Genomic DNA, 21,880 nt, shown 5'->3' on the forward strand with positions numbered 1-21,880 from the left:
GGCCGTTTTTGCACATATTCGTTATTATATGGAAATAAGTATCGATATGTGATGGCGATTTGTAATTCGTATCTACAACTGTATCAAATCAGCGGTAATCATCATTAAATAGAACAATGGCTACATTTTCTCGCATTCCGGTATTCGCCTCCGTGAGAGGCAAATCAAATTCGTTCCAATTGATATAAATTGCGTCGAAGCGGGATCGCACTGTCTAGCATTTGGGATGTCGCGGTTAACTCTGGCTACGGATCGGAAATTTCAAGATGATTATTGATAAAATACGTAACGCGAAAATCACAATGTCTTGTGCATTTCGATTGATTGACGGTAGAGATTGACGATGCGGCACGGCAGCCTGCCTGGCAGGTGCCGACGTCGCGCGATTGGAATCGGAGAGTGATCGTGTCGGGAACAACCACAATCAACGGCACCTATTCAACCGGTGTCAGCCTGACCACGCCGTACACGACGATGACCGGAACCGGCACCGTTACGACCAGCAGCGGCAATGCGATCCACGGCAATTCGGCACAAAGCTATACGGTCAGGAACTCGGGCTTCATTTCCGGTTATCAGGACGGCATTTATCTTGCCGGCGCACCCGGATCGGTCACCAACACTGCCGGCGGCTCTATCGCCGGTGGCCCCACCGCCGGTGGCACGGGCGGCGTCATGCTGGAGGCGGGCGGGTCGGTCACCAACCAGTTGGGTGGCACGATCAGCGGGTATAATGGCGTCCTTGCGGCGAATAGTGCCGCCACGGTGGTAAACGCCGGCGTCATCGCCAGCGACGACATCCTCGTTACCACCACCAGCGGTGCCTATACCTACATTCGTTTTCCTGGCCAGGCTGCCGGTGTCCTCCTCCAGGCTGGCGGCGTCATCACCAACCAGGCGGGCGGCACGATCAGTGGCTATGACGGCGTCAAGGCTGGGGCGGCCGCCACGGTGGTCAACGCCGGCGTCATCGCCGGCACCGTCGGCATCGGTGCCTACAGCAGCTATACCTTCTCTTACGCTCCTCGCCTGGCCGCGGGTGTCGCTCTCGATGCGGGCGGGTCGATCACCAACCAGTCGGGCGGCACGATCAGCGGCTACGACGGCATCATCGCGTCCAGTGACCCGGTGACGGTGGTGAACGCCGGCATTGTCGCCGGCGCTTACACACGAAGTTACTACGGTGCCGACGGAATCTACCTGAAGGCAGGCGGGTCGGTCACCAACCAGGTGACTGGCGACATCTCCGGCCGCAACGACGGCATCCTGGTCTACGGCGCCAGCGGAACCGTGGTTAACCTCGGGACCATTCACTCGAAGCTGAATTCCTCCTATGGCGGCGAGGGTGTCGTGCTCGACGCCGGCGGCGTCATCGTCAATGGCGGACCCGGCGGCACGGTCAGCGCCGCCTATATCGGCGGCTACAATGGCGGCATTATATTCGGCGCGACCGGCACCGACACGTTGGTGAATTACGGCACCGTCAGCGGCAATCTCGGCTTCGTAGGGGCCAGTCTTCTGACCGGCACGGTCATCAACGGCGCGTCGGGCGTGACGGGCGCGTTGATCAAAAGCGGCCTTCAGAACAACGCGGTCGTGATCGGCGGCGTGGGAACGGTGGCCAACTACGGCATCATCGCCGACCGCGCAGCCAACGGCGAAGGACACGTTTCCTATGGTGTCAGCGTGGGCGGCTCCGGCACCGTCGCCAGCAGCATCAGCAATCTGGGGCCCGACGCGCTGATCTACGGCTATGTGGCGGTATACGCGTCGCAGAACGCCACCGTGACGAACGGCGGCACCCTGGAGGCGACACAGACTTTCGGCGGGAACGCCCCTCTCTACGCGGTCATCTTCGGTGGTGGCACCAACCGGCTGATCATCGATCCCGGCGCGGTCTTCATCGGCAACGTCGTCGGCAGCGGTCCGGCGACCGTGGTGCCTGGCGGCTATGTCACGGTTCTCGGGACCGCCAACGGCATCGGCACCACCACGATGGAGTTGGCCTCGGCCGCGTCCGCCGGCACGCTGAGCGGCCTGGGCACGAAATACGCCGGCTTCGCCGCCGTCACCATCGACTCGGGCGCCCGCTGGACATTCAGCGGCAGCAACACCCTGGCCGCCGGCGTGACGCTGACCGATTCCGGCACGCTTACCAGCAGCGGCACGCTGATCAACGCCGGCCTCATCACCGGCGCGGCCAAGGGTGTCCTGCTCACCGCCGGCGCCCGGGTCACCAACCAATCCGGCGGTACGATCACCGGCAGCAGCACCGGCATCAGCGCCGGCGGCGTCGCCACGCTGGTCAATTCCGGCCTCATCAGCGGCAACCCCGCCATCGCGGGCGATTCCGGCATTTACCTCGCCGCCGGTGGATTGGTGACCAACCAAAGCGGCGGCGCGATCAGCGCGTACTACGGGATCTGGAGCAAGAACGCCGCCACGACCGTGGTGAATGGCGGCACCATCGCGGGGAACCCGGCGATCAACCACGGTTCCTTCGCGGGTGCCGGCATAGAGCTGACGAGTGGCGGCCACATTACCAACCAAAGCGGCGGCACGATCAGCGGGTACTATGGGATCAAGGCCAAGGGCGGTGCCACCGCGACGGTGGTGAATATCGGCGCCATCACAGGGTACGGTTCGAACCCCTCTTCCGCCGGCGTCTATATCTCCGTCACCGGTAGCGGCACCGTCACCAACCAAAGCGGTGGCAGGATCAGCGGATACGATGGGATCATCGAGGTGACCGGCACCGGGACGGTGGTGAACGCCGGCATTATCATTTCGACGGGCACCACCGCCGGCAATGGCATTGACCTCAATGCAGGCGGCCTGATCATCAACCAGAGCGGCGGCACGATCAGCGGGCCGAACGGAATTGACGGCGCTAAAACCACAACCGTGGTGAATGCCGGCCGCATCGCGGCAGCGGGCGCTGGCATTGCGCTGCTCGCAGGTGGCCTCGTCACCAATCAAAGCGGCGGCGTGATCAGTGGGTATGCCGCCATCGAGGGACTATCCGGCGCCGTGACCGTGGTGAATGCCGGCAGCATCACGGGGTCCTACGGCGTCTCGCCGGGGACGGCCGAGCCCACGGCGGCCGGTATTGTACTCATTAAGGGAGGCAGCATCACCAACCAAAGTGGCGGCGTGATCAGCGGGAAATACGGGATTAACGACGTCGGCAGCGTCCTGACCGTGGTGAATGCCGGCACCATCATTGGCACCAGCGACGCCGTGAACTTCTTCGCCGGTGTTGCCAACCGGCTGGTCATCGACCCCGGTGCGGTATTTTCCGGCACGGTGACCGGCGGCAATACGATCGGTGCGGCCCATGTCAGCACGCTCGAACTCGCCTCGGCCGGGTCGGCCGGCACGCTGTCCGGGCTGGGCACGCAGTTCGTCGATTTCGGCCAGGTTACGCTGGATGCCGGGGCGCGATGGACGCTGCAGGCGACGAATACGATCGCAGCCGGTGTCACGCTGACCGACGCTGGCACGCTGACCAACGCGGGCAACATAGCCGGCAGCGGCAAGATCGTGATTGGTCTGGGCGCGACCGTGATCGATACGGGTACTGTCGCATCGACGGACACGATCGCGTTCGCGGGCACCAGCGGTGTGCTCGATCTGACTCCAGCCGGATTCTCCGCCGTGATCGGCAACTTTCAGACGGGTGATGTGATCTCGCTGACCGGGGTCAGCAATGTCGTCTCCTACAGTGTGGTCAATGGCAACACGCTCGATCTGGTCCGCAGCGACAGCAGTCATATCGATCTGACCCTGAACCGGTCCATTACCAACTTCACAACAATGGTGTCCGGATCGAACACGCTCATCAGAACCAATACGCCTGCCTGTTTCGCTGCCGGCACGGCGCTGGCCACACCGGACGGTTCGGTCGTGGTGGAAGCGTTGCGCATCGGTGACATGGTGCTGACCGCGTCCGGCCAGGTTCGGCCGGTGCGCTGGATCGGGCGGCGGCATCTGGATCTGACGCGGCATCCGAACCCTGGGACAGTGCAACCGATCCGCATCATGGCCAGTGCGCTGGGTGACGGACTGCCGAACCGCGATCTGCTGGTGTCGCCTGATCACGCGATGCTGCTGGATGGGATGCTGATCCCCGCCAGGCTGTTACGCAACGATGTCACGATCCGGCGCGAAGAGACCTGTAAGAGCGTGACCTACTATCATGTCGAACTGGAAACGCATGACGTGCTGCTCGCAGAGGGTGCCGAGGCGGAAAGTTACCTCGACACCGGTAATCGGGACACGTTCGAGAATACCGGCCAGCCGATGGCATTGCATCCCGACCTAAGCGGCGGCCAAAGCCGGCGGGAAGCACGGTCCTGCGCACCCTTCGCCGCCGATGCCGAACGGGCGGAGCCGGTCTGGCGGCGTCTCGCCCGGCGAGCGCCGCTGCTTGACCTGACGTTACCCGCCCCGATCGAAACCACGGCCGATTCGGGCCTGCGGGTCGAGTGTGGCGGCCGGTCGTTCGCTCCGGTTGCGATCGAAGGCAGTCGGCATACGTTCCTGCTGCCCGCGTGGCAGGGTGTGCTGCGGCTGCGGTCGCGATATGCCACGCCAAGCGAAGCGAAGCCGTGGATCGAGGATCAGCGGCAACTGGGCGTGATGGTCCGCGCGATGACAGTCACTGACGACAACGATATCCGAACGATCACGGTGGACAATCCGGCCCTGCAAGCAGGGTGGTGGAACATCGAGCAGGATGATTGCTCGCTGTGGCGTTGGACCGATGGAGACGCGAGCGTCGCCGTTGAGTCGGCGACGCCGTGCCGCTTGGAGATCGATGTCGCGGACACCACTGATTATGCCGTCCCCGTCGCCGCCGCCTCCACAACTCGTTGCCAGGGTGACTTCTCACGCCGTGCCGCCGGCTAAGGCGGTTCCACGACCGCCCCACCGACCCCGCGCGTTGGTATCAGATCGAGACGACGCAGGAGCTGGAGGATCGAGCTAGTCGTGATGTTGCGATTTACCGATTCGTAAAGGCGCGAGGGGGATCGGCACGCCGTTAACCGTGATCGGTCCGCCGCCGAGAGCGATATCCCAGACCAGCGCATCACCGGCTGGCCGGCCCATGCCTTTTGCCGTGAGCAACGCCGGTAGCAACCGCTGCATCGCCGGATTGCCCTGAGCCCGCGCGATCAGCATGTCCGCGCCGGTCGCGGCCACATGGATATCGGCGCCGAATGTCCCGTCGATTCGTGGCACTATCCGGGCTGAAGCAGTCACCTGGAGGGGACCTGAATCGAAGGTGAGCGAACCGATCCCGATCCGCGCGCCGGCCTCGCTGAGCAGGGCCGTCAACTGCGTGTCTACGGTGGCGGGATCGGCGTCCTCTTCGGTAGCGGTCCACAGCAGCGCCATCAGCTTCGCAGTGGGCACACCCGCTACAATCGATTTGATGGCGATGTGACGTGGCACATAAGACGCCATCTCGGGCGATAAGGAGGTCATCGCGAGGTCGTCCATCCCGATGTCCAGGTTGGCGTTCAGTTGCTGATCCCTGGTATCCTCGGCCATCTCGACGCGCACGCGGCCGATGGTTCCACTGTTGGTGATGCCCGCGACGAAGCTGGTGCCGTCCAACGTCCATTCGCCCTGGAACCGGGTCAGCATTCCGGAAACGGCATCGACCATGGTACGCAAGTCGTGGCGCTGCGGGGGGGACAGGCCCGGCGGCTGGTTGGGTAGCATGGTTTGCCTGTCGGCGATCAGTTCTTCGCCCGCGTCCATCAGTTGCTGGCCTTTGGCGCGATCCAGCCCCTCCACGGTGAAATGGCCGGACACAGTTCGCACCAGACTGTCGAGATTGCTACCAGTCCGCAGGTTCTCAATCTGATGCCAGTTTGTCGCTTTGGCATTTGAGGTCAAATCCAGCAGGCCACCGGTGTCCACCGACCACGTGCTGTCTGTCACGTAACGATCGATCACGTCCTCGCTGTGATTATCGAAATGCATGGATCGGATCTTTAGAGCAGCCAAATTGGCGGTAAGCGAGGACGGGCGAATGAATTTCGGATCAATCAGGGCGTGGATGCTCTGCTCCCCGATCGAATATTCGGTTTGGCGGACCGCTGTGTCCGGCGTGGTTGTCCCGAAGCTTCCGGCTGACGGAACCGTCATCGACGCGATGTTCCACATTCCCGCATCTGTTGGGCGGGCAACCGCATTGACGGCAGGGTCGGCGGGCGTGATGAACCCGGTCAGCGGCAGTCGCACGCGGTAGTCTGCGCCATCGCGAGAGACTTGAGCCGTTTGCTCCTGCACTACAAACAACCTTGAACTGGCGACCGAGATGGCTTCGGTCAGGATCGATTTGATAGCATCTCCGTTGGGTGCGTCCGGGCTCGGAGACGTCGTCTGCGCTTGTGCCCGCGCCGAAGTCGCTGTCAGGAAGAGAAGAAGACACAGCTTCGCAGAGGATGAGGCTTTCATGGTCTCTCGTTCTTTTGTCGAAACCGGTACCTTGTTGGTGCGGCGATACGGGTTTCAGCACAGGCCAACACAAATTGATAGCATCATCGCAATCGTTGCCTGAGCCTGCATTATCGCGGCCGTCAGCGGTACCCATACGCCGATTGTAATGTCTTTGCTTTCTTCATCCTGTGCGGCGACGTCTGTTACAAGGCGCCGATGACCAGGCACATCATGCCATGGCTGGTGGACATGGCTCGGACGGCAGGGGTCTGGATCGCCGACCCCCGCCGCACCTACCTGCCGAAAATCGGACGACGCGATTCCAGATCGAGACGACGCTGGAGCTGGAGGATCGTGTCAGCCGCGAGCTCGGACTTTACCGGTTCATCGGTGGCCGTGTGCCAGGCTTGCCGCCGGGGGGATGCTGACCCATCGGGACTCCGTTGACGGTGGCGACGCCGTCGGCGAAGTCGATGTCCCAGACCATGGTGTCGCCCTCGGCTTTGCCGAGGCCTTTGGCCATGAACAGCATCGGCATGATCTGCTGCGCCTTCGGGTCGCCCTGGATCAGCGCCAGCATCGCATCCATCCCATGGGCCGTCAGGTGGACGTCGTAGCCGGCGGTGCCGTCCGGCAGGGCTTTGACCCGAGCGGTTCCCTGGACCAGGAGCGGGCCTGATTCGACCAGCAGCGTGTCGATGCCGGCATGCGCGCCGGGCTGGTTGAGCAGGGCAATGGCTTCCGATTGCAAGGCGGCCGGATCGGCCCCCTCGGCCAGGGCATCGCGCAGGACGTGACGCAGGGCTTCCGCCGGGATACCAGAGATCACGGTATCAATGTTCACCCGGTGAGGAACGTACTGGGCGAACTGGGGCGGCACCGCGGTCAGTGTCATGTCCTTCAGGCCGATGGCGAAATGGCCGCCGATCCGATCACCCGTGGCCTGGGTGGCCATGGCGAACCGAATCTCCCCGATATCCCCGGTGTTGTTGCCGGTGGCCTGGAAATGCATGCCGTGAAATGTCTCATCGACTTTCATCGCGGACAGCAGGCCGTTGCTGGCGTCGAGCATCGCGAGCAGCTTTTCGCGCGTGGCAGGTGTCATCGGATCCGGCTTGCCAGGCTCGTGCGGTGTGTCTTTCCGGGTCTCCTGCACGCTTCTGAGCAATTCCCTCAGGTGATCCGCTCGGGCACGGTCAAGGCCGTCGATACCGGAGGTCGCCTCGACGCTTCGCATCGTGGCAATGAAGGGCTCGCCGGTCTTGGGGGTGACAGTGATATGCCAGTTGTCCGCCGTGCCGTGCGATCGCGTGGTCATGTGGCCAGCGCCGTCGCCCGAAATGGTGCCTTCACCCGTCAACTGTCCGATCGATAGGTCCATTGGCGATTCGGGGTTGTCGACGTGGAAGGCGATGTCGCTGAACGCCATGGCGTAAGGTGATGGCACTGCCAGGGTCGGATCGATCCGCCCATGGACGTTCTGCTGTCCGATGCTGTAGCGCAGGGACGTCGACGGCTTGCCGTCGGTGCCCGGCATGATCAGGGCGCCGGCCGGCGGCAGCGTCAGATCGGTGATTTCCCAAACCCCTGATGCGAGCGGGTTGGCCGTTACCTCGATGGCCGCGTTCGGCGGTGATGACAGCTTCGGCAGCGGGATGTGAACATGGAATTTGTCGCCGTCGTGGGTCACTTCCGGCGCCGTCATCGGCGGGGCAAGCATACGGCCGCTGATCAGCGACAGCGCGTCCAGCAAGGAAGCCGCCTGGCCGGTCTGGGCTTGATCAGTCTGGGCATAGGCCGGAACGGCGAGCAAGGCCGCCCCGAGCAGGGGCGCGGCGAGCAAGGTCGCGCGGAGCGTGCGTAACGGTGTCATACGGCCTCGTTTCTGTGCTGAAGTTTCGACTATCCGGCGTCCGCCATCCGCGATGCCTGCGCCAAGGGTAGCCATACACTGACCGTGGTGCCTTTGCCCACCTCGCTTTCGATCAGCAGGTGGCCTCGATGGCGGTTGACGATGTGCTTGACGATTGCCAGCCCGAGGCCGGTGCCGCCCACGGCTCGGGAACGGCCTTTGTCCGCCCGATAGAATCGTTCGGTCAGCCGCGGCAAATGTTCCTTGGCAATGCCTGTCCCCTGGTCCGCCACGGCGATCACGATGCCGCGCCGGCTGGGCCAGCGGGTGCCCGGTTGCGCCAGGGCGACATCCAGGCCGAGCACGCCGCCGTCGCGGCCGTATTTCAGACCGTTGTCCAGCAGGTTCTGCAGTACCTGCGCCATCTGGTCGGCATCGCCGGCGACGACCGGCAGATCGTCCTCGATCCGCATCGCCAACTGGACTTTGCGCTCCGCCAGCCGGGGCTCGAAGCCGGCCACCATGCGCTGCACGAGTCCGGACAGATCCAGCGGCTCCGACGGCGCCTGGTGTTCCGACAATTCGATGCGCGACAGGCTGAGCAGATCGTCGATCAGCCGGTTCATCCGGGCGCCCTGTTCAGCCATGATCGCCAGGAAGCGCTGCTGCGCGGGCGGATCGTCGGCGGCGGGGCCTTGCAGGGTCTCGACGAAGCCGATCAGCGAGGCCAGCGGCGTGCGCAGTTCATGGCTGACATTGGCGACGAAATCGGCGCGCATGCGTTCTACCACGCGTTCCCGGGTGCGGTCCGACAGCACCACCAGGGCCTGGCCGCCATCCGCCAGCGGCGGGTCCATCGGCACCACGGTGGCATACAGGTCGCGGTGGACCGGGGCGCGCAGGACGACCTCGGCGGTTTGGGACTGGTTGGTCGCCAATGCCCGTTCGATTGCCCCGCGTACGCCCGGGTTGCGCAGCACGGCCGGTAGGTCGTCGCCGAACGCCGAACGGGCGGTCGCATTGGTCCGACGAACCGAGCGGTCGCGTGCCAGGACGATGACGGGATCGGGTAGCCGCTCCAGGATCAGCGTATCGGCTCGTCTGTGCTGTTCCTGCACCGCGGCGCGGGTGGCGAGGCGGCGGGACAGGCGTTCGATCTCGCGGCTCAGCGCGTCCATCATGACCGCGCTTTCGGGTTCGGTAACCGGGGCGGTATCGTCGGACGTCACACGCCGAAGGGAGTCGGTCAGCAGGTTCAGGTCGCGTTCCCAGACCAGGGCAAAGGCGCAGGCGATCAGAAGGCTGACCACGATTCCCGCCGTGGCGGGCCAAAAATCGGCCCACTGGAATATGATGAGAACAACCAGCGTCAGGACCGGCGCGCCGGCCAGGCAGGTGGCGATGCCGAGGGTTTTCACGGTAATGCCCGCCCACTTGCCGTGGCGGGAGCGTCAATCCGCCGGATCGACACGCTGGTAGCGGGCGCGAACCCCGCGTTCGATGGCGGTGGAGATCAGCGTATCCAGCTTGAGTTCGCCCCGCACGAATTCCAGCATGTCCAGTGACTGGCGTTGCGCTCCGTCGCCGCCCGCCACCACCTCACAGCCCAGGAAGTAGGCGGTTTCGCGCAGCTTGGGGTTGAGCGCGGCGCGCATCAGGCGGCCGGCGTGGGCCAGGCCGTCATCTTCATGCAGCAGGCTGACCGCCCGATCGGTGACGCCGGTCAGCTCACTGGTGGTGAAGCCCTGGAACGCCGGCAGGGTTTGCACCAGGGCGGACATGACGCCGATTTCCCGGTCGGTCATGCCGCCATCCGCCGCGGACACCAGCACCATGGTCAGAACCAATGCCTCGGGGGCGTTGATGGAATCTTGGGAACGCATTGAATTCTCCAAACCAACAGGTCCAGGCGGAAGCCTTGGGAAGCCTCGGCCGGAAGTCAGGCTCTAGCGCATTTGTCTGACAGGGCGATTCACGTCTGAGTTTGGTCGCCCTAAGCCGGTGACCTTGGCGTTAGGTATTTTCGCGTGATTCACGCCTTCCGGCCTCCGGCCTCCGGCGATCACGCTCAAGAAATGCACGAGTCCGCAGGAAAGCGCCAGTTTCATTGACGGCCTGTGCCAACCCGACACGCCTGACCTCCACGCCGGCGGGAAACGCGGACATCAGCCGGCTGGGCGCCTGACGGTCGAGCAGCACGAACACGCCGCGGTCGGAGGATCGCCGGATCAGCCGGCCGAACGCCTGTCGCAGCCGCAAGCGCACGATCCGGTCATCGTAGCCTTTTGGGTCGCCGTCCGAGAGATGAATCCGGCGTTCCCGGTGCAGGATGTCGGGACGCGGCCAGGGGGTGCGTTCGAATACCACCAGCCGCAGGGCGTTGCCGGGCACGTCCACGCCGTCGCGCATGGCGTCGGTCCCGAGCAGGCAGCTTTCCTCCTCGGCGCGGAAGATATCGACCAGGGTGGCGTTGCCCATCGCATCGACGTGCTGGGCGTAGAGTGGCAGGCCGGCTTGCTCCAGGTCGGGGGCGATCTTGGCGTGTACGGCGCGCAACCGGCTGATGGCGGTGAACAGGCCGAGCGCGCCGCCTTCGGATGCCAGGAACAGCGCGCGATAGGCGGCGGCGAGTTGATCGAGGTTGCCGGGCGCGACGTCGCTGACGACGAATGCCCGTGTCTGTTCGGCGTAGTCGAACGGCGATGCGACGGCGGCTCGTATCGCGGGCGACGGCAGATGTGGGGCGCCGACCCGAGCCTCGGCGGAGGCCCAGGCGGCTTCCGGGTCCCGGTCGCCGGAGTCGCGCAGGGTGGCGGAGGTGACCAGCAAGCCCTGGGCTGGCAGCACGAGGGTGGAGGCGAACGGGATTGTCGGGTCCAGCCAGTGGCGGTTCAGCCCGACATCCTGGTCGCGCAGGCCGTCGCGACGGTCCAGTTTCAGGAACAGGACGTGGGTTGGGCGCTGGCCGGGATCGGGCCGTGGCAATGCCAGGTCGCGCAGCATCGCCTGCCAGGCGGATAGCGGGTTGAGCGCCCTGCGGGTCAGGGAGCGGCCGATCGCCTCGATGCGGTTGCGGGTCGCCTCGTCGAGGTCCTCGGCTTCGTCGTCGAGGCGGGCGAGCAGGCGTTCGCGCAATGTCGTCAGCGGTTCGGCGATGCGGGCGAGTGCTCGGAGCAGGCGGTCGGCGGCCTGGGCGGCATCCTCGTTCAGCGGGAAGACGTCGCACTCCATGGAACCGAAGGTTGGCCGGCCGTCGGCGCCGGCGGTGCGGGCCAGGACCTGGCGGCGGATCAGGCGCAGGAACGCCTCCGACGGGTTGGGGCGGGCGGGCTCGATGCCGTCGAGGTCGGGGCCTTCCTCCTGCATGCGGCTGGCCCAGTCGGAGGGTGGCAGCGCGCTGGCCGCCTGCAGTGCGGCCTCCAGTGGCGTGGTCAGGGCGGGGCGGTCGGCGACCAGGTCGTCCAGCCGTTTGGCGAGGCCGCGGGCGCGCGACCTTCCGCCCTCGGCGCCGCGTAGCCAGCGGCGGAGTTCGGCGGTTTCCCCACCCGACAAACTGGCGGAGAACGCGCTGTCGGCGGCGTCGAAGACGTGGTGGCCTTCGTCGAACACATAGCGGGTGGGCACGGCGTTGTCGTCCAGGCCGCCCCAGGCGGCCTGGGTCATGACCAGGGCGTGGTTCGCTACGACCAACTCGGCGGTACGGGAGCGGCGGATGGTGTGCTCGATGAAGCAGCGGCGCCAGTGTGGGCAGGCGGCGTGGATGCACTCGCCGCGGCGGTCGGCCAGTGAGGCGATCAGGCCGGTACCATGGAGTTCCGGCAGCCACCCGGGCAGGTCGCCGCCCTGGACGTCGCCGTCATCGGTTGCCATGGCCCAGCGGGCGATCAGGCCGAGCGGGACGACCTGTTGGTTCATGAAGCCGCTGGCGGCGGTGTTGACCGCGTCTTCCATGTTCAGCAGGCACAGGTAGTTCTCGCGGCCCTTGCGGACGACGATGCGGCGGCGGCGTTCGGTCGGATCGGGGATCAGGCGTTCCAGTTCGCCGTCGATCTGGCGCTGCAGATGACGGGTGAAGGTGCTGATCCAGACCGCGCCTTTGTTCTTCTCCGCCCAGACGCTGGCGGGGGCGAGGTAACCCAGGGTCTTGCCGGTGCCGGTGCCGGCCTCGGCCAGCACCAGATGCGGGTCGCCGCGGATTTCCCGCGGGGCGAAGGCGGCGGAGGCGGCGCCGGCGTAGTCGCCCTGACCGGGCCGTTGTTCCGCGTGGGGGCCGAGCATGGCGGCGAGACGCTGACGGGCCTCGGATTCGGTGACGGGGTGAGACGATGGCGGTGGCAGCGGCGCCTGATCTTCCCATTCGGGCAGTTTTTTCCAGACTTTCAGCGGTTCATTGGATGATGGGGCGTCGGGGCGGCCCAGGGCATGGGTGACGTAGGCGCCCCAGCCCCAGCCGGCTTTCTGCATGCGGGCGGCGAGCGGGGCGGCGTCTCGGTTCAGTAGTGTGTCTCGGCCCTGGGCGAGCTGGTTCAACAGCGCGGCGGCGATGTCGGGCAGTCTTGTGACCTCGGCTTCCAGGCCGATCGGCGGCTGGTCGTCGTCGAGGGCCATGGCGAGGCCGCGTGGGGTGGGGGCGGCGGTGCGGGCGGGGCGGACGAAGGCGAAAAGGTCCAGCAGGTCGAAAGCGGGGCCGGGACGCATGTTCAGGCGGCGGAAGGTGGCGGGGGCGTGGACCAGGATCGGTGGGGGCAGGGTTTGCAGCAGGGCGGCTGCCTCGGCGGTGGGCAGCAGCAGGAGCTCGCCGTCCGGGGTCAGGATGGCGGCGCGGCCGTGGCCCGCGACCACGGATGGGGCGTCGGGCAGCGCGATGGAGGGTTTCACATGAGGTGTGTAGCGGGGATTGGATCGTGCGTCAGCAGGCTTGGGGCCGTGCGGTGCCTATTGCGACGGCGGGGAGATCGGACGGGACCGGTTATTCTGTCGGCGGGTCAGTAAATGGTTTGACAGCGGAACCAAATCGCTTTCCGAAGAAGGAACTTCGTGACCGTCAAAAGCGCGCATTTCGGGCGGCCGCCCCCGTCGATACAATAACCGATCCGTCCCGGTGACGCCGAACCCTCGGCCCTCGGGCTGGCGTCTTCCACGGCCCGATGCCATGCTGATCGGCAGTCCAAGGCGGTCCTCCCAGGGAATACACGCTGTGCGGAACGTTCAACCGTGCCGGTCCCGATGTTGCAATACGGAGCGCAATCCGAAGCAGGGGCCGGTCGTCGCATCGCGAATGGGGGAGTTTCGACAATGTCGTCGCGTCCGAGTTCACGGCTACGCCGGCTGCAATGGACGGGGGCGGTGTTCTGCTCCTTCGCCGTCGGCATCAATTATATGGACCGCGCAACGGTCAGCATCGCCAATCTCAGTATCCGGCAGGATTTCGGGCTGACGGCGACGGAGATCGGCGGCCTGCTGTCTGTCTGGTCACTTTGCTATGCGTTGTCGCAACTGCCCACCGGGTTCCTGATCGACCGTTTCGGTGCGCGCATCCTTGTGGGCACGGGACTGTTCATCTGGTCCCTGGCGCAAGGCGCGGGCGGGTTGGCCGCGCATTATGGACAATTGCTGGTATCGCGGGCCGTCCTGGGGGTGTCCGAGGCGCCCGCGTACCCGTCCTCCGCGCGCGTCATAGCGAACTGGTTTCCGCCGAAGGAGAGAGGCCTGCCGACCGGCCTGTATACCGCGGCCGCGACGGTCGGCCCGGCGCTGGCACCGCCTTTCCTGACCGCGCTGATGTTGGCGTTCGGCTGGCGGATGATGTTCATCGTGATGGGCGTGATCGGGGTGACAGCCAGCGTGGTCTGGGTGGTCGCCTACCGGGATACGGCCGATGCCAGGCTGGGAAGCGACGACCGAGCCTATGTGCGGGCCGACGAGCAGGAACGCGCACCGGCGATTACGGCTGGGGCCTGGCTGAAGCTTCTGCGGTCCCGGACGGTGTGGGGTCTGTTCGGGGGTTCGTTCTGCCTGGGCTTCGTGGTCTGGATCCACGGCGGCTGGCTGCCGGCATTCCTGGAGACGCAATATCACATCAGTCTGGCGAAGACCGGCATGCTGGCGTCGATTCCCTGGATTGGCGCGATCATCGGGGCGATGTCCGGCGGCTATCTGTCGGACTGGCTCTACAAGCGGGGGGTGGGTCTGGTCACCAGCAAGCGGATCCCGATGGCCGGCGGCCTGGCGGGCCTGGCGATCTTCACCGGGCTGGCGGGCCTGGCGAGTTCGGCCCCGCTTGCCATCGCCTGCATTACCCTCGGCCTGTTCTGTGCTCAGGTCGGCAATTCGGCGCTTTGGGCCGGCGTGACGGTCCTTGCCCCGCGCAGCGCCATTGCGTCGGTCGCCACGATCTTCAACTGCGGCGCCTATCTGGGTGCCACGTGCTCCCCGATCATAACCGGGTTCACGGTAGACCGGACCGGTTCGTTCGTCGTGGCGCTTCTGGTGGGGGCAGGCGTCGGATTGGCCGGGGCGGTCTGTTACGGCGTGCTGGTTACCAGACCGGTTGAAAGCGCCGAACCGGACGACAGACCGGCGTTTGCCTGACGGATCGGGATCGTGCCGTCCAGGACCATCTGGCGACCGGGAGCGTTCAAGCCGCTCAAAACCTAACTGGTTCATCACCGGCCCGGGTAGGCTGGGCTTCGCGCTGACACGCCGGATCTGCGTCGGTTTCGAACACTTCCTCCCACGCCGCCCGCAACGCGACGTCGGCGTCGTGCATGGTGGCGGGGATGCCGAGCGCGGCCAGGCTGGTGACGCCGAATTGCGGCAGGCCGCAGGGCACGATGCCGCCGAAATGCGCCAGGTTGGGCTCCACGTTCAGCGCGACCCCGTGCCAACTGACCCAGCGGGAGATGCGGACGCCGATGGCGCCTATCTTCGACTCGGCGCCGGTGATGGGGTCGGCGACCCAGATGCCGACCCGGCCTTCGCGGCGTTCGCCCTTGACGTTGAAGCGGTCCAGGGTGCGGATCAGCCATTCCTCCAGCCCGTTGACGTAGCAGCGTATGTCCTGCGCCGGGACGCTTCCGTGGCGGCGATTGAGGTCGAGCATCACGTAGGCGGTGCGCTGGCCGGGGCCATGATACGTCCATTGGCCGCCACGCCCGGCGTTGAAGGTGGGAAAACGGGTCGGATCGGTCAGCTCCGCCGGCTTGGCGGACGTGCCGGCGGTGTAGAGCGGCGGATGCTCGACCAGCCATACGCATTCGGTGGCGGTGCCGGCGCGGATGGCGGCGACGCGGGCCTGCATTTCCGCGAGGGCTGCAGGGTATTCGGTCAGGCCGTCGCCGATACGCCATTCAGGGGTAATCGAGGTCATTGAACCGCTGCCGTTCATCCGCTATATCCCGGCGCCTCTACCACGGTGCGGTCGTGGCGGAATGGTAGACGCGCAAGCTTGAGGTGCTTGTGGGGGTAACCTCGTGGAAGTTCGAGTCTTCTCGACCGCACCAACTCCATCTAACGGCAATCCTCCGTGGCGGGACGAATTTTTCCCCGTGGCGATCATTTAATCCCATCGGACGATGCGTGCCATGCCGTCGTCGGATTTTGGCGCGACAATTGTTGAGTGAGAGATATATTATTATTGATACGGCATGGTATTTTTATTGCAGCATTGTGGGTGCTCTGACATACGTCCGCCGGAAGTTGGGTGAGGCGAAAATGATCGATCCACTGCTTCGGCAAATCGTCAAAACGGCGACGCTGCTGAAGGCCGAATCCGAGCGGGCTGACTCGCCTGAATTGCTGTCGCGGGTGGAGCGACTGGCGTCGCTGTTGTACGTGCAGGCGGCTGAAGCTCGGGCTGAGATGACGCGGCCGCCGCGTTGGAACGGCTGATCGATATATTCCGACGGAAAGAGCCGCCGGAATATATCCGCTGGCATTGATTGGGTGGGCCGATTCACCCAACGCTGGGAATCAGGCGTTGGGATCGGACCAGTGGAACCACTTCAGTGCGGCCTGGCTTCCTGATTCAACCCCCAGACGATCACGCGCCCGGGACAACCCCTTGTCGGGGGCGGCCGGCGTGGCATAAAACGGGGTAGAACATTCTCGCTATCCGAGGGATACCATGGCCAGCCACGCCCCTGCCCGTTACACCGGACCCGAAACCATCGAAGCCTTGACGGCGGACAGGCAAAGGATGTGGGGCACGTTCACCTCGATGACGACCGGCACGGTCATCTTTCTGGTGGTGTTGCTGATCCTGATGGCGGTTTTCCTGCTGTAGGCATTTCTGCCGCCTGTTTCCATCGCCCGTCTCTTGCCGTAACCTGACGGCAACGGGGAGGGTTGGATGCCGGTCATAACGCGCCGAACAATGGGCGCAGGCCTGGGTGTGGTCGCGCTGACCGCGGGCCGCGCCGCACGGGCAGACCTGTCGGCACTGGAGACCGCTGCTCGGGTCGAGGGTTCCGTCAATTGGTATGTCGCGCAAATGAGCGGCGAGGCGGCGGAGGCGATGGGGCGCCGGTTTACCCGACGCTATCCCGGTGTCGCCGTGTCGGTTATCCGCACGACCGGGCAGGTCGCTTTTGAACGCCTGTCGCAGGAGCTGAAAAACAACACACCGAGCTGCGATGTGTTCAGCTCGACCGATATCTCGCAATATCCGGCGCTGATGAAGCGCAATGCCCTGGCGCACTATGAACCGGTGAACGCGGGAGAGCTGGCGGCGCCGTATCGGGGACTGGGGGAGAAAGGGTTTTATTACCCGACCACCGGGTCGTTGCAGATCCTGATCTACAACACGAAGACGGTGACCGGGGCCGACATTCCGCGCCACTGCACCGATTTGCTCGATCCGAAGTTCAACCATCGGGTTGCCGTCGCGCATCCGGCGTTCAGCGGCTATTTCGGCCAATGGGTACTGGCGATGCGCCGCCTGTACGGCTGGGGCTATTTTGAGAAGCTGGCGGCCAACAATCCGCGGGTCGGACGGTCGGGCAATGATCCGATCACCTTGTTGAATGCCGGCGAATGCGTGGTGGGGACCGGGCCGGCGAGCACCTCGACGGTCACCGCCCGGCGGGGCAACCCGATCGGCATCGTCTATCCCGAGGACGGGACGGTGCTGACGGTCGGGCCGTCTGCTGTCGTGGCCTCGGCGCCGCATCCCAATGCCGCCCGGCTGTTCATGGAGTGGCTGCTGAGCCGCGATTACGCGGATGCATGCCGCGATTGGTCGCTGGAACCGGTGCGCGCCGACGCCGAACCGCTGCCGGGGATGAAGCCGATCAGCGAGATCAAGACCATTTCCCTGACCGCCGCCGAGATCGCCCGGGACCTGCCCGGTGCGATCGAGCAATGGCGCGATACGTTTGGCAATTGAGGATCGAACATGACGCTGTTGAATCGACGCTCCCTGCTGGCTGGTGCCGGGGCCCTGACCGTGGCGACTCCGTTTGCCGCCCGTGCCGCCGGTATCACGCCGGAACTGATCGCGGCGGCGAAAAAGGAGGGATCGGTGACCTGGTACATCGCCCAGGTGGACACACCGACAGCGGAGATGATGGGCAGCGCTTTCACCGCCCAATTTCCCGGTGTGACGGTTTCGGTGATCCGCACGACCGGCCAGGTCGCCTATGAGCGCCTGATGCAGGACCTGAAGAACGGCGCGCCGCAGTGCGACGTGTTCAGTTCCACCGATCCCGCGCAATACCCGGCGTTGAAGAAGCGTGGCTATCTGGCGAACTACACGCCGGCCGGCGCGGCGACCTTGCTGCCGGCGTTCGTGCAGGTCTCGGACCCCGGATACATGTATCCGTCCAGCGCGACCGCGCATGTGCTGATCTACAACAGCATCCAGGTGAAGGAGCCGGATGCGCCGAAAGCCTGGACCGATCTGCTGGATCCGAAGTGGAAAGGGCGGGTGGCGACAGGGCATCCGGCGTTCAGCGGCTGCACCGGCATCTGGGTGCTGGCACTGACCAAGAAATATGGCTGGAGTTACTTCGAGAAACTGGCGAAGAACAATCCGCGGGTTGGCCGTTCCGGTAACGATCCGGTCACCCTGATCAATGCGGGGGAGTGCCTGGTCGGGCCGGCGCCGGGGAATACCGCGTTCCAGCAGGTGGACAAGCACAACCCGATCGTTCCGGTGTATCCGACCGATGGCGCCACGCTGTGCCTGGGCCCGTCCTCGGTGTTGGCCAGTGCGCCGCATCCCAATGCCGCCCGGCTGTTCATGGAGTGGCTGATGAGCGATGAATTTTCGAAACTATCGGTCGCCAATCACGGCGATCCGGTGCATCCGGGCGTGGCGCTGACGTCGGGCCAGAAGGCGCTGGATCAAGTGCCGATCCTGTCGCTGACGGTGGCGGAGATCGCCAAGGGGGTGCCGGACATCATCGAGAAGTGGCGCGATACGTTCGGAAGCTGAACCGGGCGGAAGCTGAGCAGGGCGGCCCTTCATGCGAGGGGCCGCTGCCGCTATTCCTGAACGCCATGGCTCAGCGCCTGCGGCGACTGCTTGGGGGCCACTTCCGACAAACTGTACATCGCCATGACGACAAAAATCGCGAGGATCGCCAAACCAACGAGAGTGGCTATCCCGGTGCCTGAAAGTCTCAGGTACTGATTGTCCGTTTCCACGCACCACCGCTGGCAGAACTCCCGGCTTGGATAGGGTGGTTCGAACACCACATCGTATAGCGGGTCCTGCGGCAAGCCGGGGCGCATGTTCAGTTCGGCCAGCACCCAGTCCCTGCCCTTGGTTTTCAAACCCGTACGCCAGGCTTCCTCCTCAAGGGTCGGCATCGCATTGTCTCCAATCGAGGGGGTGATTTTACATGGATGAGGCGGAGGCGTGAAGCCGATAGGCCCGCGAATGATGCGCCGGCGGCCTGTGACCGATCAAAGTGGACGGCCGTTTAGCAGCCCAGTTGTCGTGTAATTCGGTCCCTGCGCGGGTTGATCCCCGATTCCCCGTGATTTTGAAGCATCCGGGACGCTGGATGGGGTTGTTGCGCGGCACCCCGGCTGTGTACCGCCCGGTGTTTGGCCATTCGTTGCCTGAGTGGCTGTCGGGCCGGGGATTTTTTGGCACGGAGGAAAAACGAGGACCACGGTGGGCCACGGAGAAGAAAGCCGTGTCAGCCGACGAAGCGCCTCAGGCCGTCCTTGGGGTGAAGGGCGTGGACGTTAAGCAGCAGACCGACCGGAAGGCCGCTCATGCGCAGGTAGGTCTGCAATTGCATGTCATGGACGGGCAGGAGCGCCGGGACCGCTTTGATTTCGAGAATGAGAGTCTCGTCCGCCAGGATATCGGCACGGAATCTCAACGGAAGTGATTCACCTTTGTATATCGCCGGAATCCCAACTTCGCGGCGTACCCGAATGCCGGCGTGCTCCAACTTCCGGCACAGGGCAGCCGCGTAAAACGATTCCAACAGTCCCGGACCGGTGTGGCGATGCACCTCGATCGCCGATCCAATAATGCGGTCGGTCAGTTCCCGATGCCGTAACACAGCGCCTCTCCGTGGCCCTCAGTGGTCCTCCGGCTGTCTCCGTGATAAAAATGAAGAATGAGTGAACGAACGCGCGATATCCACCCTACCCGCGCCTGCGAAACCACTCTCGCGAAACGCGCCGCAGCCGGCCATCGCACTTGTACATAACGTCGCCGACGTTAACCAACCCGTCGGCAATGTGATGACGGATTGGCCCGAGATCACGCATGCACGAAGCTCGCCGGGCGGCTGTATTCGAAGTACGGCAGGCCATCCATTGCCTGCCGAGCGTCGCCGCCCGGATTGTTGGCGAGGTGGCTTTCGAGGTCGAGCATCATGGTGGAGCGGTGGGTCGCCTCATACGGCGCCCAGGCCGCGCTGCCCGGGGCGGTCGGCACGCCCCGGTGTGCGAATGAGGTCCAGCGCGACATCGTTTCGTGAACCAGTTTCGGCAGATGCGGACCGTTGCCGACGAGCGCGGTGGCGGCCTGTGTCGTGCCGAACGCAAACGGCACCTCCAGCGTGTGCGGCGAGCGCAAGACACCGTTGAGCACCGGTGTCTTCCAATCGAAGACATAGGCATAGACAGGCGCTTTGGCCGACGAGGCCTGCAGCGCGGCTACGCGCGTCGTATTCCGCCGATACATGTAGTCGGTTGCGATCGACGCCAGCAATTCGCTGGGCGTGGCGCCCAGGTTCACCGTCCGGTAGGCGTCGATCACACGTTTGGCGTTCGCCTGATCGACCCCCAGGAACCGCTCGACGCGCTTTTCGACGTCGGCCGCGTCCAGCGAGAAATTCGCCATGTCGGCGGCCATGAACAGGGTCGCCTCGGTCGCCGCGTTGCCGATCATCAGCGGAACGTCCACGGCGGTTGGCGGTGCCGCTGGGTCGAACGGATCGCGCGGGAAATTCCGCCCGTCCATGACCGGCCGGAACGGATCGGGCATCGTTTTCATTGCCGCCAGCAGCCGGTCCATGGGAACGGCCTGCAACGCCGGTCCTGTGACCTCGGTCAGGCCCAGCGCCTTTGCCAGCGCCTGGGTCTGCCGGCTGGATTCCTCCAGGCCGTCCAGGCGCAGTCCTCCCGAACAACTTTGCGCAATGGCTTTGTGGAACAGCCCGTGTGCCGCCGGCATTCCCATCAACGCCGTCACCTTCGCCGCACCCCCGGACTGGCCAAAGATCGTGACGTTCCCTGGATCGCCGCCGAACGCTGCGGCGTTGTCACGCACCCAGCGCAGCGCCGCCACCATGTCCAGGGTCCCGGCATTGCCCGCATCGGCAAACCGCGGATCGCTGCCGCCGATATTGAGATAGCCGAACACGTTCAGCCGGTGGTTGATCGTCACCACCACCACATCGCCGCCACGCGCCAGATGCGTACCGTCGAAGCCTGGAGCGGTTCCGGAACAACCCGTCCATCCGCCGCCGTGCAGCCACACCATGACCGGCCGCCGTCCGCGCCCCAGACTCGGGGTAAAGACGTTCAGGAACAGGCAGTCCTCGCTGATCGGCTGAATGGTGCCGTACCACGCCTCCAGCGATCGCGGCGTCCCGCCGTTCTGTGGCGCCGAACCGCCAATGGCCGTCGCATCGCGCACCCCGGCCCAGGGTGTGACCGGCACCGGCGGCAGAAAGCGGTTCGCCCCGCCTGTCGTCTGACCATAGCGGATGCCTTTGAACGTCAGGACACCGCCTTGATTGATGCCCCGCAACTTCCCCTGCGTCGTCTCGACCACCGGCTGTCCGGCTGCTCGGCCCCGAGAGGGCAATCCCAGTGCCAGCAACGCTGAGGCGCCCGTCACGATGGCACGGCGGCCCGGGGCATGTGGAATGGTCATTGTCGTCCGCTCCCTGTTCGTTGGATTGGAGCAGACTTCAGTTCTGCCGCCGTTGCAACGTGCGGCCCGCAACCCCGTGAATCCTGCATGACAGGTCAAAGCGTTATTGACACGAACCGGGTAAATACCGCCACACTGCCCCAACGCAGGAGGCAACACCGCGCTGTCGCGCTTGACCCCGCTGTTCTGGCCGACCATTTCTCCCGCTCCCCACGCCGGAACGGTTC

At 64.8% G+C, this 21,880-nt stretch carries 15 protein-coding genes and 1 tRNA gene; 7 read left to right on the forward strand and 9 right to left on the reverse strand.

Annotated features, from left to right (window positions below; translation table 11 throughout):
• The first annotated feature begins 405 nt into the window (after positions 1-405).
• Complete coding sequence (locus GSQ89_RS04875; protein WP_158922592.1) at positions 406-4,911, forward strand: Hint domain-containing protein; 4,506 nt, start codon at positions 406-408, stop codon at positions 4,909-4,911.
• A 75-nt stretch (positions 4,912-4,986) separates the two neighbouring features.
• On the opposite strand, the gene GSQ89_RS04880 is transcribed toward GSQ89_RS04875, so the two are convergent.
• The 5 genes from GSQ89_RS04880 to GSQ89_RS04900 form a co-directional block, all read right to left on the reverse strand.
• The gene (locus tag GSQ89_RS04880) at positions 4,987-6,471 is read right to left on the reverse strand and encodes a hypothetical protein (RefSeq protein ID WP_158922594.1); all 1,485 of its coding nucleotides are present in this window, start codon (positions 6,469-6,471) and stop codon (positions 4,987-4,989) included.
• A 358-nt stretch (positions 6,472-6,829) separates the two neighbouring features.
• On the reverse strand, positions 6,830-8,326 hold the full coding sequence (locus GSQ89_RS04885) for a hypothetical protein (RefSeq protein ID WP_158922596.1): 1,497 nt from the start codon (positions 8,324-8,326) through the stop codon (positions 6,830-6,832).
• Between the two features lie 29 nt (positions 8,327-8,355).
• Positions 8,356-9,723 (reverse strand): cell wall metabolism sensor histidine kinase WalK, encoded by a 1,368-nt coding sequence (locus GSQ89_RS04890; RefSeq protein ID WP_158922598.1) that lies wholly within the window; start codon positions 9,721-9,723, stop codon positions 8,356-8,358.
• A 33-nt stretch (positions 9,724-9,756) separates the two neighbouring features.
• Positions 9,757-10,188, reverse strand: coding sequence for a tellurite resistance TerB family protein (locus GSQ89_RS04895; protein ID WP_158922600.1), 432 nt, complete (start codon positions 10,186-10,188; stop codon positions 9,757-9,759).
• Between the two features lie 130 nt (positions 10,189-10,318).
• A complete protein-coding gene (locus GSQ89_RS04900; protein ID WP_254073078.1) occupies positions 10,319-13,183 on the reverse strand; it encodes an ATP-dependent DNA helicase in 2,865 nt (954 codons plus the stop codon).
• A gap of 417 nt (positions 13,184-13,600) precedes the next feature.
• Between GSQ89_RS04900 and GSQ89_RS04905 the strand changes: the two genes are divergently transcribed.
• A complete protein-coding gene (locus GSQ89_RS04905) occupies positions 13,601-14,896 on the forward strand; it encodes an MFS transporter (RefSeq protein ID WP_158922602.1) in 1,296 nt (431 codons plus the stop codon).
• 55 nt (positions 14,897-14,951) lie between these two features.
• On the opposite strand, the gene lipB is transcribed toward GSQ89_RS04905, so the two are convergent.
• Positions 14,952-15,692 carry a lipoyl(octanoyl) transferase LipB gene (gene lipB / locus GSQ89_RS04910; RefSeq protein WP_158922604.1) on the reverse strand — a complete coding sequence of 247 codons (741 nt, stop codon included), beginning with the start codon at positions 15,690-15,692 and terminating at the stop codon, positions 14,952-14,954.
• Positions 15,693-15,721: 29 nt separating this feature from the next.
• Between lipB and GSQ89_RS04915 the strand changes: the two genes are divergently transcribed.
• From GSQ89_RS04915 to GSQ89_RS04935, 5 genes are all read left to right on the forward strand, one after another.
• Positions 15,722-15,807 (forward strand) — tRNA-Leu (locus GSQ89_RS04915).
• Positions 15,808-16,018: 211 nt separating this feature from the next.
• Positions 16,019-16,195 (forward strand): hypothetical protein, encoded by a 177-nt coding sequence (locus tag GSQ89_RS04920; RefSeq protein WP_158922606.1) that lies wholly within the window; start codon positions 16,019-16,021, stop codon positions 16,193-16,195.
• 235 nt (positions 16,196-16,430) lie between these two features.
• Positions 16,431-16,589: an aa3-type cytochrome c oxidase subunit IV gene (locus tag GSQ89_RS04925; RefSeq protein WP_158922608.1), complete on the forward strand. Its 159-nt coding sequence runs from the start codon at positions 16,431-16,433 to the stop codon at positions 16,587-16,589.
• Positions 16,590-16,655: 66 nt separating this feature from the next.
• Positions 16,656-17,690, forward strand: a complete 1,035-nt coding sequence (locus GSQ89_RS04930) for an ABC transporter substrate-binding protein (protein ID WP_158922610.1) — start codon at positions 16,656-16,658, stop codon at positions 17,688-17,690.
• A gap of 9 nt (positions 17,691-17,699) precedes the next feature.
• A complete protein-coding gene (locus tag GSQ89_RS04935) occupies positions 17,700-18,740 on the forward strand; it encodes an ABC transporter substrate-binding protein (protein ID WP_158922612.1) in 1,041 nt (346 codons plus the stop codon).
• Positions 18,741-18,790: 50 nt separating this feature from the next.
• On the opposite strand, the gene GSQ89_RS04940 is transcribed toward GSQ89_RS04935, so the two are convergent.
• The 3 genes from GSQ89_RS04940 to GSQ89_RS04950 all read right to left on the reverse strand — a co-directional run bounded on the left by GSQ89_RS04940 (position 18,791) and on the right by GSQ89_RS04950 (position 21,653).
• Positions 18,791-19,117, reverse strand: a complete 327-nt coding sequence (locus GSQ89_RS04940) for a hypothetical protein (RefSeq protein WP_158922614.1) — start codon at positions 19,115-19,117, stop codon at positions 18,791-18,793.
• Between the two features lie 335 nt (positions 19,118-19,452).
• Positions 19,453-19,827, reverse strand: coding sequence for a GxxExxY protein (locus GSQ89_RS04945; RefSeq protein ID WP_158922616.1), 375 nt, complete (start codon positions 19,825-19,827; stop codon positions 19,453-19,455).
• Positions 19,828-20,030: 203 nt separating this feature from the next.
• The gene (locus tag GSQ89_RS04950; protein ID WP_158922618.1) at positions 20,031-21,653 is read right to left on the reverse strand and encodes a carboxylesterase/lipase family protein; all 1,623 of its coding nucleotides are present in this window, start codon (positions 21,651-21,653) and stop codon (positions 20,031-20,033) included.
• Between the last annotated feature and the right edge of the window lie 227 nt (positions 21,654-21,880).

Origin of the sequence: Acidisphaera sp. S103, from assembly GCF_009765975.1 — a bacterium.
In the GTDB taxonomy this organism is placed as follows: Bacteria; Pseudomonadota; Alphaproteobacteria; order Acetobacterales; family Acetobacteraceae; genus Rhodopila.

Coding starts and splice junctions, on each gene's coding strand:
- GSQ89_RS04925 (WP_158922608.1), top strand. CDS start 16,431: ATGGCCAGCCACGCCCCTGCCCGTTACACCGGACCCGAAACCATCGAA.
- lipB (WP_158922604.1), bottom strand. CDS start 15,692: ATGAACGGCAGCGGTTCAATGACCTCGATTACCCCTGAATGGCGTATC.
- GSQ89_RS04885 (WP_158922596.1), bottom strand. CDS start 8,326: ATGACACCGTTACGCACGCTCCGCGCGACCTTGCTCGCCGCGCCCCTG.
- GSQ89_RS04950 (WP_158922618.1), bottom strand. CDS start 21,653: ATGACCATTCCACATGCCCCGGGCCGCCGTGCCATCGTGACGGGCGCC.
- GSQ89_RS04920 (WP_158922606.1), top strand. CDS start 16,019: ATGATCGATCCACTGCTTCGGCAAATCGTCAAAACGGCGACGCTGCTG.
- GSQ89_RS04930 (WP_158922610.1), top strand. CDS start 16,656: ATGCCGGTCATAACGCGCCGAACAATGGGCGCAGGCCTGGGTGTGGTC.
- GSQ89_RS04895 (WP_158922600.1), bottom strand. CDS start 10,188: ATGCGTTCCCAAGATTCCATCAACGCCCCCGAGGCATTGGTTCTGACC.
- GSQ89_RS04935 (WP_158922612.1), top strand. CDS start 17,700: ATGACGCTGTTGAATCGACGCTCCCTGCTGGCTGGTGCCGGGGCCCTG.
- GSQ89_RS04940 (WP_158922614.1), bottom strand. CDS start 19,117: ATGCCGACCCTTGAGGAGGAAGCCTGGCGTACGGGTTTGAAAACCAAG.
- GSQ89_RS04880 (WP_158922594.1), bottom strand. CDS start 6,471: ATGAAAGCCTCATCCTCTGCGAAGCTGTGTCTTCTTCTCTTCCTGACA.
- GSQ89_RS04905 (WP_158922602.1), top strand. CDS start 13,601: ATGTCGTCGCGTCCGAGTTCACGGCTACGCCGGCTGCAATGGACGGGG.